Below are 13,234 nucleotides of genomic sequence, written 5' to 3' on the forward strand. Positions count from 1 at the left end.
GATCAGACCTCCTTATCCATGCCCATCTGGCGCGCCAGATGGGCCTCGATCACCTTGCCCAGCCCGAGTGATCCGCTATCCGCCAGAATGTCGGCGAAGCGTTCGTCCAGCATCTGCCGGAACGTGCCGTTGGCCTGGCTGGAGAACAGGCTGTCGCCGAAGCCGGCCTGGCGGGCCGAAGACAGCATCTGCCGCGCGAAGATCGCCTCGAAGCGCGTGGCCGCCTGGGCCAGCGCCTGCCGGTCGTCGCTTTTCGGCGCAAGCGGAAGAGAGGACGTGATCGCGATCATATCACCACCATTTCGGCATTGAGGGCGCCCGCCTGCTTGAGCGATTCAAGGATCGCCACGAGGTCGGACGGGGTGACGCCGAGCATGTTGAGAGCGTCCACCAGCTGGGCCAGCGAGGCGCCGGGCTGGAAGTTGACGACATGTGCGCCGCCTTCCTCCACGCTGATCGAGCTGCTCTGCTCGGTTGCGGTGCGGCCCTGGCTGAACGGCGCGGGCTGCACCACCCGCGGGCTTTCGTCGACGCGGACCACGAGCTTGCCGTGGCTGATGGCGGCTGGCGCGAGGCGGACGGCACTGTTGATGACGACCGTTCCGGTGCGGCTGTTGACGATCACCTTGGCGCGGCTCTCGGCTGGCTTCACGTCGATCATTTCGATCTGGGCCATCATGCTGCCGCGCATGTCGGTTCCGAACGGCAGATTGAGGGCCAGCGTGACCCCGTCCTCGATCGTCGCGGTTCCGGGAAAGCGGGCATTGATGGCGTCCCGCACCCGGCTGGCGGTGAGGAAATCCGCTTCGAACAGGTTCCAGCGCAGGACATCGGAATTTTCGAAGCCGGTATCCACCGCGCGTTCGACGCTGGCGCCGCTGGCGATCCGGCCGACGGTCGGAACGTTGACGGAAAGCTTGGACCCGTCGCGGCCCGATACGCCGAGGCCGCCCACGGCGAGATTGCCCTGGGCCATCGCATAGATCTGTCCGTCCGCGCCATAGAGCGGGGTCAGGATCAGGGCGCCGCCGCGAACGCTCTTGGCCTTGCCGATGGTGGAAACGGTAACGTCGATCCGCTGGCCCGGCTTGGCGAAGGCGGGCAGGTCGGCGGTAATCATCACCGCGGCCGCGTTCTTGAGGCCGGGGCTGACGCCAGGGGGCAATTGCAGCCCCATCCGGCCCGAAACCCCGCGCATGGCCTGGGTGAGATATTCCAGATTGTCGTCCCCGGTGCCTTCAAGCCCGACCACGATGCCGTATCCGGTCAATTGGTTGGACCTCACGCCCTGGAACGTGCCCAGATCGCGCACGCGCTCGGCATGGGCGGGAAAGGCCGCCGCAACGAGAGCGAAGGTGGCGAACAGGATGGAAAGGATACGAGACATGGCGGACCTCAAAATGGACTGATCATGTTGAAGAAGCGGCTGAGCCAACCTTCGCGGCTGGCCCGCTGGATCGCTCCCTTGCCGGAATAGACGATCCGCGCGTCCGCCACCCGGGTGGAGACGATGCGGCTGTCCTCGTCGATATCGGCAAGCCGCACGATACCGGAGAACTGGACCCATTCTTCACCCTGGCTCAGCTTCAAGCGCTTTTCCCCTCTTACGAGAGCCGTTCCGTTCGGGCGAACTTCCGCGATGGTGACGCCGACCTGACCGGACAGGCTGCTGGTCTGCGTCGCATTCCCCTGTCCCTTGAACGACGATTGTCCCGAGGCTTTAAGGGCATTGGGGTTGAGAAAATCGAGCGGGCCGGCGGTTGGCGGGGTAATCGAGAAGCCGCCATCGCGGTCCGTCTTGGACCCGGCCGACTTGGAGGTGACCGTATTTTCCACCAGCACGATGGTCAGCGGATCGCCGACCGCGCGCGCGCGATTGCCCTGATGCAGGGGGGCGTAGCCGTTGGCCACGTTGAAGATGCTGCCGTCAGCCGTCGCCGGCGCGGCGGGCGCGACCGGCAGAGCGGCGGCGAATTCCGGCGCACGCTTGGATTTTGCGAAAGCCGGGGCCGTTCCGGCCAGCAGCATCGCTGCGAGGAGAAAGGCTTTGTGCATGGCGATTACAGCGTCTGGTTGGCGTTGCGGAGCATTTCGTCGACCGCCGAAATCATCTTGGAATTGATTTCGTAGGCGCGCTGGCATTCGATCATGTCCACCAGCTCTTCGACGACGTTCACGTTGGATGCCTCGAGCATCCCCTGGCGGATATTGCCGCGTCCGGCCTCGCCGGCGGTGCCAAGCTGTGCCGCGCCGCTCGCGCCGGTTTCCAACAGGAAGTTGTCGCTCATGGCCTGCAGCCCGGCGGGATTGGCGAAGGATGCGATATGGATCTGGCCAAGCTCGGTCGGCGTGCCGCTGCCGGCGGTGGTGGCCGAGACGGTGCCGTCGGGCGCGACGGTGATGGCGGTGGCGTCTTCCGGAACCGTGATCCCGGGCATGACCTTGTATCCCTGAACCGTCACCAGTTCCCCTTCGGCCGAGCGCGTGAAATTGCCTGCACGCGTATAGGCGGTCTGGCCGCCGGGCAGCTCGACCTGGAAATAGCCGTCGCCGTCCAGCGCCAGGTCCAGCGCGTTGCCCGTGTTGTTGAGCGTGCCCTGGGTGGCGATCCGGCTGGTGGACTGGACCGCGACGCCCGTGCCGAGATTGAGGCCGGTCGCGTAATCTGTCTCGCTGCTGGACTGCTGCCCGGCCACGCGCAGGTTCTGATAGGCCAGCGTGGCGAAATTGGCGCGGTCCCGCTTGAAGGCGGTGGTGCCGACATTGGCGAGGTTGTTCGCGATCACGCGCATCCGCGTGTCTTGCGCTTCCAGCCCGGTGCGGGCGACTTGGAGTGCGGAATTCGGCATGGGTCAGTCTCCCTCGGAAAATCAGATGCGCATCAGGTTCGCACCGCCTTCATCGATTTCTCGGGCGGTGGAGATGAGCTTGGTGCGCATGTCGAAGAGGCGCTGGGCCTCGACCATTTCGACCAGAATCTGGGTTGCATTGACGTTGGACTGTTCAAGCGCGCCGGATTGAACCTGCGCGGCTTCATCGACGGGAAGGACGCCGCCGCCCCGGACGCGGAACAATCCGTCTGTGCCTTTGGCGACCGGGCTGCCTTGCGGGCTGACCAGCTTGAGCTTGTCGACCGCTTGCGGCGGCAATTCCGGATTTTCGCGTTCCCTGACGAGCACGCTGCCATCCGGCCCGATGGAAACATCGGTATCCAGCGGAACCGTGATGGGTCCCCCCGAACCCATCACAGGGCGGCCATCGCCATTGACGAGCGCGCCGCTTGCGGAAATCGAAAAGTCGCCCCGGCGGGTATAGGCCTCCGTGCCGTCCATTGCCTGGACGGTGAGCAGCGCCTCGCCATTGATCGCGACATCCAGCGGATTGCCGGTTTCGATGATGGCGCCGGCTGACATATCCGCGCCGAGCACCCCGGTCGTGACCATGGCCCGCGCTTCCAGCGCCTGGCCCTTGATCGTTACCGGGGCGGACTCGAAAGTTTCCGCGCGAAAACCGATGGTTTGCGCATTCGCCAGATTGCTGGCGATGGCGCGCTGGCGGATCATCGAATCCGCCATGCCGGAAACCGCGGTATAGATCAGCCGGTCCATGACGATCAGGTCCGCAGGTTGATTACGGTCTGCGCGATCTGGGTCGCGGTGTCGATCGCCTTGGCATTGGCCTGGAAGTTCCGCTGGGCGGTTATCAGGCCCACCAGCTCTTCCGCGATGTCGACATTGGAACGCTCAATCGCGCCGGACAGAAGGCTGCCATAGCTGCCTTCGCTGGGATTGCCGTATTGGGCCGCGCCGGAAATGCCGGTGACTTGCCAGTTCGACGAGCCCACCTGCTTCAGGCCGGTCGGCGTGGGAAAAGTCGCGAGCGCGATCTTGGCGACGGTGGTGGTGGAACCGTCGGCGTAGGAAGCCACGATGTTGCCGTCGCCGGCAATCGTCACGCCCGCGAATTCAGCGCCCGCGCCGTTGACGGCAGGGATCTGGATATCGGCCGGAGTGGTCGATGTGGGCGTGCCGGTGGAATCGACCGGGAAGCCCTGGAGGCGGTTGGTGCCGCCATCCGTGACGTAGCCTGCCGGATCGACGGTGAAGCCGCCGTTGCGGGTGTAGTAGGTCTGGCCCGTCAGCGAGGATTGCGTGGTGAAGAACCCGTCGCCATTGATCGCGACATCCAGCGCCGAGCCGGTCTGCTCGATCGGCCCGAGTGCGAAATTCTGGGTGATGCTTTCGACACTGGAACCGACACCGACCGCCATGCGCGGGTCCGAGGTATTGGAACTTGCGATGACGTCCGCAAAGGCGACCGTGCTTTTCTTGAAGCCGTTGGTCTCGGAGTTGGCGATATTATGCGCGATCACGCCGAGTTCGGTCTGGGAATTCTTCAGGCCGGTGAGGGAGGTGTAGAAGGACATGAGAGCTTCTCCTTTGAATTCGTGGGCTTATGCTTGAGTGTCGGTTGACGCTGTTTCCGTGCCCGTGCTTGATTGCTGTGCGATCAGCGCATCCAGCTTCGAAGCGATGGCAGACAGTGTGGTGCTCATTTCCGAAATGCCGCCGAGCTGGGAGAACTGCGCCATCTGCGCGAGCATCTCCTTGTTATCGACCGGATCGGATGGGTCCTGCATCTGGAGCTGCGTGGTCAGCAGCTTCAGGAAGTCGGCCTGACCAAGCGCGGCAAAACCGGACTTCGACGAAGAAGTCGACGTTGAAGCCGACGTATTGATGACTGAAGTGACGCTCATTTGATCCTCATCGTTTCAAGCATGAGTTGCTTGGCGGTTTGCAGGGCCTCGACCATGTTCCGATATTGCCGGGAGCTTTCGAGCATCTCGACCATCTCGGCATTCTGATCGACCGGCAATTCGAAGATGTTGCCTTCGGCATCCGCCATCGGATTGGTGGGATCGTGCCGCTTCACCGGAGCGGTATCGGTACGATAGACACCGGCCACCCGAACCGTCGAAAGGCCGGTGGCCTGGTCGAGCTGTTCGGCGAATACGGCCCGCATCGGCCGATAGGCCTTGTCTTCGCTCGCTGCGATGCTGCCGGCATTGGCGAGATTGGACGCGGCTGAATTCATGCGCACGAGCTGGGCCGACATGGAACGCTGCGCGACGGTGAAGAGGTTCATCGGCGAAGCCATGGTCAATCTCCCTTCATGGCGCGGCTCAGGGTTTCGACCCGGGAGCGAATGAACGAAAGCGTGGCGGAATAGCCAACCGCGTTCTCGGCAAAGGCGGTCTGCTCCGTCGCCATTTCGACGGTGTTGCCGTCGAGGCTGGGCATCACCGGCACACGATAGAGCGTGGCGGCGTTCGCTGCCTGATCGCTGTCACTGCCGGCCATCCGGGCTTTCAGTGCACTGGCGAAATCGATGTCGCGCGCCTTGTATCCCGGCGTTCCCGCGTTTGCGATGTTGGAAGCGATGAGGCCCATGCGCTGCGAACGCAGTTCCAGCGCAGCCCCATGAATTCCAAAGATCGTGTCGCCCATCGGTGATACTCCAATTACACGCCTGTTATAAAGCAAGGCATGTGCCAATCGGGATAAACTGCGTGGATTCAAATGATTGTTGGTTTTCACGGCAATGGAGCGGCAGCCTTGAAGGGGGTGGCCAGGCGGTTGCCGCGGCAAGTTCTTGCCGGTTGCGGCAAATATCGGCCCCGCGCTGAAAATCCGGTTTTGCCGCCGTTCTTCCGTGAAGAAAGGTATTCGCGATGGATTTCTGGATTTTGGTCGATGGGCCATCCGCAGCAATCGTTCTGGGGGGCACAACCCTCGGCACGGTGCTGCGTTGCGGTTTGCGCAATTCGTTTGCCGCACTCGGCACGCTGCTGACAATTCCGGCGGCGCGGTTCAATGCATCCGGCACACGGGCGGAGCTGGCGGTCCAGATCCAGGATATTCGCAAGGATGGGCTGCTGCGCGCGGAGCCTCATCACTTCGGCGATCGGGAGTTCGATGAAGTGGCGGATGCGCTGATCGAACGCCGTTCCCTCAGCGCATTGCTCGAAAAGCACCGGGCCCATCGCAAGCGCCGGCTCACGCGCAGCGAGGCTGCGGTGTCCACGCTCAACCAGGCCGCGGAGCTCGGCCCGGTCTTTGGTCTCGTCGGGACTCTTATTTCACTGAGCCAGCTGTCGACGGCGAGCGGTGGAGAGAATGCTCTTTCAACCGCTATCCCGATGGCGATCGTGACCACCTTGTATGGCCTGCTCCTCGCGAATCTCGTCTTTGCTCCATTGGCGCGGCTGATCGAGCGGCGTGCCATGAATGAGGAATCCGAGCGGCAGGAGCTGGTCGACTGGCTGGCCGACGAACTGCGCACGTCCCTGGACAAGCGGGATACGGCCATCGGGCGGGTGGCGGCATGATCGCGCTTAGCGGCAATGGCTGGCTTACGACCCTTGCGGACCTGTCGCTGATCCTCTTCATGGTGACGGCCAACGCGCTTGCCCAGACGGAGCCAGCGAACCCGGCCGGCTTGCATCATTCTGCCGAAGCGCCGCTCATGGCGGAGCCGGTCGCGATCTTCCGGCCGGATGGCGATCCGGATGCCCTGAAGCATTGGCTCGCGAGCCAGGCCACGGATTCGCGCCAGCGCCTGACCATCCGCGCCATCTATCTCGCTGGAGGGGAAACAGCCGCCGTGGACCGTGCCATCCGGCTTGCCCGGGAAGCGCGCGACAGCGGCCGCGAGCCGCGGATCGTGCTGGAAAGCGGAAACGCCGGCGATATTTCCGTATCGCTCGCCTATGATTCCGATCCTGCGGATATGGCACGGCAATTGCATTCGGCAGATCGAACCAACAGGCCAGAGGAACAGCCATGATCCGCCGTTCTACCTATTCGATCCTTGCCCTTGCCGTTTGCGCAACCCCGGCAATGGCGCAACCTTTTGCCGATCTTTCCGCGATCGACCGCGAAGTGGCGAATTTCATCGGGGTCAATCCCAATGCGCCGGGCGGAGCCTTCGCGCCCGTGGACCGGCGGCTGAAACTGACGGCCTGCAATCGTCCCTTGAACCTGGCGTGGCAGGGCGGACGGCGGCAAACCGTGCTGGTGCAATGCCCGGTCCCGGGCGGCTGGAAGCTGTATGTGCCTGTCTATGGCGCGGGAGCGGGCCAGATTTCCCAGCCGGTCGTTTCCCGGGGGACTCCGTCAACGTAACCCTTTCCGGCCCCGGTTTCAGTGTCTCGCAATCCGCCGAAGCGCTGGAAGCCGGCGCCGTGGGGGAGTGGGTGCGAGTCCGCATCGGCAAGGACACGGAATTGCGCGCGCAGGTCTTGCGGCCGGGTGCTGTCGGCATGAATTTGCCGTGAGGCGGCAAATTTTCGCCTGACCCCTTAAAACTCCCATTTGGCTGCCGTTCTTGAATGCAAGGATATGACGGAGCGGCAACAATGCGGCCAATCGAAATTCAGCCAGTGCGTCTGACGCGTACGACTGAGAAGGTCGTCGCGACAGATCCAGTGAAGGTTTCGCCCAAGGTGGCGAGTGGCGAAAAGAACGTCGAGGTAAGCGTGAACGAGCTTCTGCAGGCGGGTAGCCCGCCGGTGGATGCGGAGCGGGTCGAACAGATCCGCACTGCCATCAAGGAAGGCTCTTACCCCCTCGTGCCGGCAAGGATCGCGGATGCGATGATAGCTGCCAGCATATTGCTGAGGACAGGCGAATGACGGGCGATACCGAAATCAAGGCCATTCTGCGGCAGATGCTTGCCGTGATGGAAACCGAACGGCAAGCGCTTGCCGGGCTGGATATCGACGCGATCATGGGCTGCGCCACGGAAAAAGGCGCGCTGTGCAACCGCCTGGGCAGCGCATCCAACGACAATCTCGATGAAGAATGCCTCAGCCTGCTTGAGGCCACCAAGCGGTTGAATGAGGTAAATCGGCAGGTTCGCAACCTTCTTGCCGCGAATGTGGCCTCGCGGCTCGATGCCCTGACGGGCGGGCCGGCGCTCTACAATACCCAGGCTGTCCGGGCCGGATACGCCCGCTGACACTCTCGCAACCCTAACATCCCGCAATTTGGCACGGGCCTTGCTTGGATGCTTCCGGTTTAGATTGACCGGAGGCAGATTTGAGCGAGGTCAAGGCAGTTGGCGCCCCCGATGTCCGCATGGCGATTGCCCGTGCGGCGCAGGCGACTGGCGTCGATTTCGATTATCTGCTGGCGCAGGCCAGGCTGGAATCGCGCCTCGATCCGGAGGCGCGCGCCAGCATGTCCAGCGCCGCGGGCCTTTATCAGTTCATCGGCAGCACCTGGCTCGAAACTCTTGATCGCCACGGCGCGACGCATGGTTTCGGATGGGCCAATGCGGCCATCGGCAACAACGGGCGCGGGGCGACGATAAGCGATCCCGCGCTGCGCTCGCAGGTCATGTCGCTGCGGTTCGATCCCGATGCGGCGTCGCTGATGGCGGCGGAGCTTGCCAAGGATAACCAGGCGGCCCTGCGCGGCACGCTGGGCAGGGAACCGGATTATGCGGAACTCTATCTTGCCCATTTCCTCGGGCGGGATGGCGCATCCCGCTTCCTGGGCGAACTCCAGAATAATCCGGGTCAGTCCGCCGCGGCCCTGTTCCCGAAACCGGCCGGAGCGAACCGCCCGGTTTTCTTCGAGAGAGACGGTTCGCCCCGATCGCTCCAGCAAGTGATGGATTTCCTGCGCCAGCGTCTCGACAAGGCGATGGGCCAGGAAGGCGACCTTCCCTTCAGCGCGATGGCGATGTCGTCCGTGTCCGCGGTTACGGAAGGGGCACAGGCGCAACCCGTATTCACGGGTGGTCCGCTCGCGCGCGAATTTCAGGCAGCTGTCGTCAGCCATCCGGCGGGCAGCCGAGTTTCCATGGCCGAAACACTGCGCCAGACCTTCGCGGGTCACGGTGACGGCCAGTCATCCGCGCTGCCCGGGAGCGTCCGGGCCGCTTACGGCAAATTGAAGGCCTACGGACTGTGAAATTGGCTTCCTTCATCAAGCCGGCAACGCTCGCGCTGCCGATCGGCATCCTCACGATCATACTTCTGATGATCATGCCGATCCCGGCCTTGCTGCTCGATGTATTCTTCGTGCTGAACATCGCCTTGTCGGTGGCGGTGCTGATGGCCGCGATGAATGCGGAAAAGCCGCTGGATTTTTCTTCGTTTCCTTCGGTGCTGCTGTTCGCCACCCTGCTGAGGCTGGCGCTCAATGTCGCGTCCACTCGTGTCGTCCTGGTCAATGGCCATGAAGGCGGAGCGGCGGCGGGCCATGTGATCGAGGCATTCGGCGCGTTCCTGGTGGGCGGCAATTTCGCGGTCGGCCTATTCGTGTTCCTTATCCTGATGGTCATCAACCTCATGGTCGTGACCAAGGGTGCGGGGCGCGTTTCCGAAGTGTCCGCGCGGTTCACTCTCGACGCCTTGCCCGGCAAGCAGATGGCGATCGACGCCGATCTCGCGGCGGGGCTGATGACCGCGGAAGAAGCCAAGGCGCGCCGCCGCGAAGTGGCGACCGAGGCCGATTTCTACGGCTCGATGGATGGCGCGAGCAAGTTCGTGAAGGGCGACGCGATCGCCGCGCTGCTGATTCTCGCGCTCAATGTCATTGCCGGCTTCTGTCTGGGCATGATCAGCCATGGCCTTACCGCCCAGACCGCGGCGGAACGCTATATCACTTTGGCTGTCGGCGATGCGCTGGTCGCCCAGGTGCCGGCCTTGCTGCTCTCCATCGCGGCGGCCGTGATCGTCACCCGCGTCTCGGACAGCCGCGATCTGTCGGGCCAGATCGGCGGGCAGTTCGCCGATCCGCGGACCTGGCTGCCGGTCGCCTGCATTCTGGGCGTGATCGGGCTGATCCCGGCGATGCCGCAGACCATCTTTCTTCCCGCCGCAGCCGGCGCGGGCTGGATCTGGTGGCGGCTGCACAAACGGGCGGCCCGGCCGGTGGTCTTCGTCGAGCCGGAGCCTGCTCCCGATCCTGCCCGGATCAGCCTGGAGGAAGTCAGCGACCATACGCTTGTCACCATCGAGGTCGGTTACGGGCTGGTGCCGCTGATCGACGATCGGCAAGGCTCGCCGCTGGTCGCCCGGATCACCGGCGTGCGCAAGCAGCTCTGTCAGGATCTCGGATTCATCGTTCCGCAGTTCCGCATTCGCGACGCGATCGATCTGGCGCCCAATGATTACCGGGTGCTGCTGGGCGGGGTGCCGCTGGGTGGAACCAGCATAAGGCCCGACAAGGTTCTGGCCATAGATGCGGGCGACGTCCTGCCCGGCAACGGATTGGCCGGAGAGGAAACCCGCGATCCCAGCTTCGGTTGCCCCGCGCTCTGGATCGAACGGGCGCAAAAGGATCATGCGACGGCCCTCGGCTATCTCACGGTCGATGCCGGAACGGTTATCGCGACCCATCTCAACCAGCTGCTGGCCCAGCATCCGGAAGCCCTGCTCGGGCCGGACGAGGTGCGCGACCTGCTGGATGGAGTGAAGGACCGTGCGGGGCAGCTGGTCGAGACGATCTTCCCGCAGCCGCTGTCGCTTGCCGCCATAACCCGCTTGCTGAGGGCGCTGCTGAAGGACGGGATATCCCTGTCCCATCCGCTGCCGATCCTTTCCAGCCTGAGCAATGCGGTGCAATACACGCTTGAGCATGACCGCCTGGTCGATCTGGTCCGCGCCGATCTCGGGCCGATGATCGTCGGGAAGGTTTGCGGCCCGGCCCAGCGCCTGCCTGTCATCACCTTGGACGCGCGGCTCGAGGAAATGATCCTCCAGGGCTTGCGCGATCCCGCCACCGGCGAACCCGTGATCGAACCGGAACTTTCCCGGAGCATCGGCAACCGCGTTGCGGACCTGGTGGCTGCGACGCCGCCCGGCACCTGCCCGCCTGCGCTGGTCGTCCAGCCCAACGCAAGACGGGCCTTGTCCGCGCTGCTGCGCCTGAGGGCGCCGAACTGCCTGGTGCTTTCGATCGCGGAACTGCCCCCGGCGCAACCCATCGAAGTCATCTCCGTGGTCGGCGGCGAGGCTGAAAACGAACCGCTTCGGCATGATTCAGCAACGATTGAGAGCATTGCTGCATGAAACACGATCAACAATCCTTCGCCGCCGCCAAGGCATATGGCGATGGCGTCTCCGAGATAGTCCAGCGCTTCATGCCGATGGTAAGGCGCTTGGCATGGCACCTGCATGGTTCCTGCGGGCCGGATATCGATCCGGACGATCTGATGCAGGCTGGTTTTGTCGCGCTCACCGAATGTGCGCAGCGCCATGTCGGCCCGAATTTCGAAGGTTTCGCGGCCTATGCGAAGACGCGGGTGAAGGGCGCCATGATCGACCTCCTGCGCCGGTCGGCACCGCTTTCGCGTGGGGCGATCAAGCGCCGGCGCGAGCTTCAGGAAGTGCAGAATCGCCTGTGGAACAGATTGGGCCGGCAGCCCGAGGCGGGAGAAGTGGCTATGGAAATGGGGATAGATCTGTCCGAACTGGCCGCATTGCGTGCGGCTGTCGAGCCGATGCATTTCGAATCAATCGACGATGTCTATTCGGATTCCAGCATGGCGTTCTGCGATCACTCTCCGGATAGTTTCGCGCAGCTGGTTTCGCAGGAAAATCGCGAGATGCTGATCGGCGCTATCGCGGGCCTTCCGGAACGTTTGCAGCTTGTGATCCAGCTCTACTTCGTGGAAGAGTTCAACCTGTCCGAGATCGCAAGCGTTCTGGGGGTCAGCGTGCCGCGTATCCATCAGCTGAAGGACCAGGCGCTCCAGCGGATCAAGGCGAACATGGCTGCTGGCTGAGGCCGCGCCTTGTGTGCCGGGCAATATATAGGTCCGTTTTAGATCGTAAACGGATGCGAACTGCTTGCATTGGTTAATGCGAAGAAATACAAGTGCCGCGACGTAAAGGGGTCTACGTTGTCTTTTCCAATTTATTGGGGGGACAGCCGGACGAGCCGCTAACGCGGTTCGCCGGATGGTGAAGGCAATGCGCTTGCGCATTGACGACCAAGGGGGAATCCGCGGCAAATGTTGGCAGGACTGACTGCGTCGACCATTCATGTGGTCGACCTCGATCATCGGGTGAGGGCGCAAATTGCCCGCATGGCTGCGGGCAATGGCGGCCATGCGGAAATCTACGAAGATGTGGGGGAACTTGTCGCCGCGCGGCCGTCGGATGGCGTCATATTGGTCAATAGCGGCGGAAGCAGCGTCGAAGACCTGACCGTCCGGCTCCAGTCAGCCGCTATCTGGCTTCCCGTTATCCTGTTCTGCGAAGATCCGCTGCCATCCGCCATAGTCCGCGCCGTTCATCTGGGGGTCGTGGATTATCTGGCCTGGCCCTTCACCGAGGCGGAATTGCTGGATGCCTGCAGCTTCTGTCAGAATTTCCTCGACCGGAAAGGCGCCGCGCTGGCGCGCAAGCAGCACGCGCGGTTCCTCGTCGATCAATTGACCAAGCGGGAGAAGGAAGTCCTGCAGCTGTTGATGGAAGGCCATTCCAACAAGAGCATGGCAAATGCCTTTGGCTTGAGCCCGCGGACCATAGAGGATTATCGCTTCAGCCTTATCCAGAAGCTGGAGGTTTCATCCACCAGTGCGGCGATCAGGGTCGGTCTGGAGGCCGATCTCGATGATGCGCACTATCCGCTCAGGAGTCATTCCCAGGCTGGGATTGCCGCATCTCTGTAAGAAATCCGGCCCAGGCGCCAATTATCGCCAGCACCTTGGAAGCGGCTTCGAATTCAACCCTGAGGTCGGAGTCCATCTGCATCGCTGCCCGGTATCGGTTTGAACCCGATCCATGTTGAACCCCATGTTGAACAGAAGCGGCATGCTGCCTTGTCGCGAATTCCGCCGCTTGCTGATGCAGGCCTTCTTCCAGCAGCGCCTCCAGCTCGTCTTCCGAAATATGCGGAACCAGCAGGGCGCGTAAGGGCTGCGGGCATAATTCCGCCAGATGGAAAGCCTTGCGGATGGCCCGATCATCGAACGAATGGTCCTCGCCTGCGCAGCGCTCGTGCAGGAGGCTCAATTCCTTCAGCCATAGCTCGGAGGAAAGCGGAGCGAGTGAATCTCGTTTCACACGCGTCTTCCTAGCATTTGTTGCTCTACGCAAATCTGCCATGAACTCTAGTGCAGGGACCTTAGCATAAAAATCGCTTCCGTCGATCTTCGATTGCCAAAGCGGCCCTTTCCCCTACCTGATTGCAGCCATCCGGCCCACCAATGCGGG

20 protein-coding genes are annotated in these 13,234 nt (G+C 62.9%); 10 read left to right on the top strand and 10 right to left on the bottom strand.

Features of this window, described 5'->3' with window-relative positions; all coding sequences use genetic code 11:
- Positions 1 to 2 precede the first annotated feature (2 nt).
- From U8326_RS01135 to flgB, 9 genes are read right to left on the bottom strand one after another with little or no spacing between them, the layout of a single operon-like run.
- Positions 3 to 290: a rod-binding protein gene (locus tag U8326_RS01135; RefSeq protein WP_324741844.1), complete on the bottom strand. Its 288-nt coding sequence runs from the start codon at positions 288 to 290 to the stop codon at positions 3 to 5.
- Positions 287 to 1,387: a flagellar basal body P-ring protein FlgI gene (locus U8326_RS01140; protein ID WP_324741845.1), complete on the bottom strand. Its 1,101-nt coding sequence runs from the start codon at positions 1,385 to 1,387 to the stop codon at positions 287 to 289. Before U8326_RS01140 ends, U8326_RS01135 begins: the two co-directional genes overlap by 4 nt.
- Before the next feature lie 8 nt (positions 1,388 to 1,395).
- Complete coding sequence (locus U8326_RS01145) at positions 1,396 to 2,055, bottom strand: flagellar basal body L-ring protein FlgH (RefSeq protein WP_324741846.1); 660 nt, start codon at positions 2,053 to 2,055, stop codon at positions 1,396 to 1,398.
- A gap of 5 nt (positions 2,056 to 2,060) precedes the next feature.
- Positions 2,061 to 2,849, bottom strand: coding sequence for a flagellar basal-body rod protein FlgG (gene flgG / locus U8326_RS01150; RefSeq protein WP_324741847.1), 789 nt, complete (start codon positions 2,847 to 2,849; stop codon positions 2,061 to 2,063).
- A gap of 21 nt (positions 2,850 to 2,870) precedes the next feature.
- Complete coding sequence (locus U8326_RS01155) at positions 2,871 to 3,608, bottom strand: flagellar basal body rod protein FlgF (RefSeq protein ID WP_324741848.1); 738 nt, start codon at positions 3,606 to 3,608, stop codon at positions 2,871 to 2,873.
- 5 nt (positions 3,609 to 3,613) lie between these two features.
- On the bottom strand, positions 3,614 to 4,426 hold the full coding sequence (locus tag U8326_RS01160) for a flagellar hook basal-body protein (protein WP_324741849.1): 813 nt from the start codon (positions 4,424 to 4,426) through the stop codon (positions 3,614 to 3,616).
- Between the two features lie 27 nt (positions 4,427 to 4,453).
- A complete protein-coding gene (locus U8326_RS01165) occupies positions 4,454 to 4,756 on the bottom strand; it encodes a flagellar hook assembly protein FlgD (RefSeq protein WP_324741850.1) in 303 nt (100 codons plus the stop codon).
- A complete protein-coding gene (flgC, locus tag U8326_RS01170) occupies positions 4,753 to 5,157 on the bottom strand; it encodes a flagellar basal body rod protein FlgC (protein ID WP_324741851.1) in 405 nt (134 codons plus the stop codon). Before flgC ends, U8326_RS01165 begins: the two co-directional genes overlap by 4 nt.
- Positions 5,158 to 5,159: 2 nt before the next feature.
- Complete coding sequence (gene flgB, locus U8326_RS01175; protein WP_324743659.1) at positions 5,160 to 5,507, bottom strand: flagellar basal body rod protein FlgB; 348 nt, start codon at positions 5,505 to 5,507, stop codon at positions 5,160 to 5,162.
- A 224-nt stretch (positions 5,508 to 5,731) separates the two neighbouring features.
- Here flgB and U8326_RS01180 point away from each other — a divergent pair, with 224 nt between their 5' ends.
- The 10 genes from U8326_RS01180 (at position 5,732) to U8326_RS01220 (ending at position 12,690) form a co-directional block, all read left to right on the top strand.
- Positions 5,732 to 6,388: a MotA/TolQ/ExbB proton channel family protein gene (locus U8326_RS01180; RefSeq protein WP_324741852.1), complete on the top strand. Its 657-nt coding sequence runs from the start codon at positions 5,732 to 5,734 to the stop codon at positions 6,386 to 6,388.
- Positions 6,385 to 6,846: a hypothetical protein gene (locus U8326_RS01185; protein WP_324741853.1), complete on the top strand. Its 462-nt coding sequence runs from the start codon at positions 6,385 to 6,387 to the stop codon at positions 6,844 to 6,846. Before U8326_RS01180 ends, U8326_RS01185 begins: the two co-directional genes overlap by 4 nt.
- Entirely contained in the window at positions 6,843 to 7,184 is a 342-nt protein-coding gene (locus tag U8326_RS01190; protein WP_324741854.1) for a hypothetical protein, read from the top strand. The genes U8326_RS01185 and U8326_RS01190 overlap by 4 nt, the downstream gene beginning before the upstream one ends.
- Complete coding sequence (locus U8326_RS16400) at positions 7,082 to 7,336, top strand: flagella basal body P-ring formation protein FlgA (protein WP_416385499.1); 255 nt, start codon at positions 7,082 to 7,084, stop codon at positions 7,334 to 7,336. The genes U8326_RS01190 and U8326_RS16400 overlap by 103 nt, the downstream gene beginning before the upstream one ends.
- A gap of 81 nt (positions 7,337 to 7,417) precedes the next feature.
- Complete coding sequence (gene flgM / locus U8326_RS01195; RefSeq protein ID WP_324741855.1) at positions 7,418 to 7,693, top strand: flagellar biosynthesis anti-sigma factor FlgM; 276 nt, start codon at positions 7,418 to 7,420, stop codon at positions 7,691 to 7,693.
- Positions 7,690 to 8,019 (top strand): flagellar protein FlgN, encoded by a 330-nt coding sequence (locus U8326_RS01200; RefSeq protein WP_324741857.1) that lies wholly within the window; start codon positions 7,690 to 7,692, stop codon positions 8,017 to 8,019. Before flgM ends, U8326_RS01200 begins: the two co-directional genes overlap by 4 nt.
- Positions 8,020 to 8,099: 80 nt before the next feature.
- Complete coding sequence (locus tag U8326_RS01205; RefSeq protein WP_324741858.1) at positions 8,100 to 8,978, top strand: lytic transglycosylase domain-containing protein; 879 nt, start codon at positions 8,100 to 8,102, stop codon at positions 8,976 to 8,978.
- Between the two features lie 68 nt (positions 8,979 to 9,046).
- Positions 9,047 to 11,083, top strand: coding sequence for a flagellar biosynthesis protein FlhA (locus U8326_RS01210; protein ID WP_324743660.1), 2,037 nt, complete (start codon positions 9,047 to 9,049; stop codon positions 11,081 to 11,083).
- On the top strand, positions 11,080 to 11,799 hold the full coding sequence (locus tag U8326_RS01215; RefSeq protein ID WP_324741859.1) for a sigma-70 family RNA polymerase sigma factor: 720 nt from the start codon (positions 11,080 to 11,082) through the stop codon (positions 11,797 to 11,799). The genes U8326_RS01210 and U8326_RS01215 overlap by 4 nt, the downstream gene beginning before the upstream one ends.
- Positions 11,800 to 12,027: 228 nt before the next feature.
- Positions 12,028 to 12,690 (top strand): response regulator transcription factor, encoded by a 663-nt coding sequence (locus tag U8326_RS01220; RefSeq protein WP_324741860.1) that lies wholly within the window; start codon positions 12,028 to 12,030, stop codon positions 12,688 to 12,690.
- Here U8326_RS01220 and U8326_RS01225 read toward each other — a convergent pair.
- Positions 12,650 to 13,126: a hypothetical protein gene (locus U8326_RS01225; protein ID WP_324741861.1), complete on the bottom strand. Its 477-nt coding sequence runs from the start codon at positions 13,124 to 13,126 to the stop codon at positions 12,650 to 12,652. The genes U8326_RS01220 and U8326_RS01225 overlap by 41 nt on opposite strands.
- Positions 13,127 to 13,234 lie beyond the last annotated feature (108 nt).

The organism is Tsuneonella sp. CC-YZS046, from assembly GCF_035581365.1.
Classification (GTDB): domain Bacteria; phylum Pseudomonadota; class Alphaproteobacteria; order Sphingomonadales; family Sphingomonadaceae; genus JAWKXU01.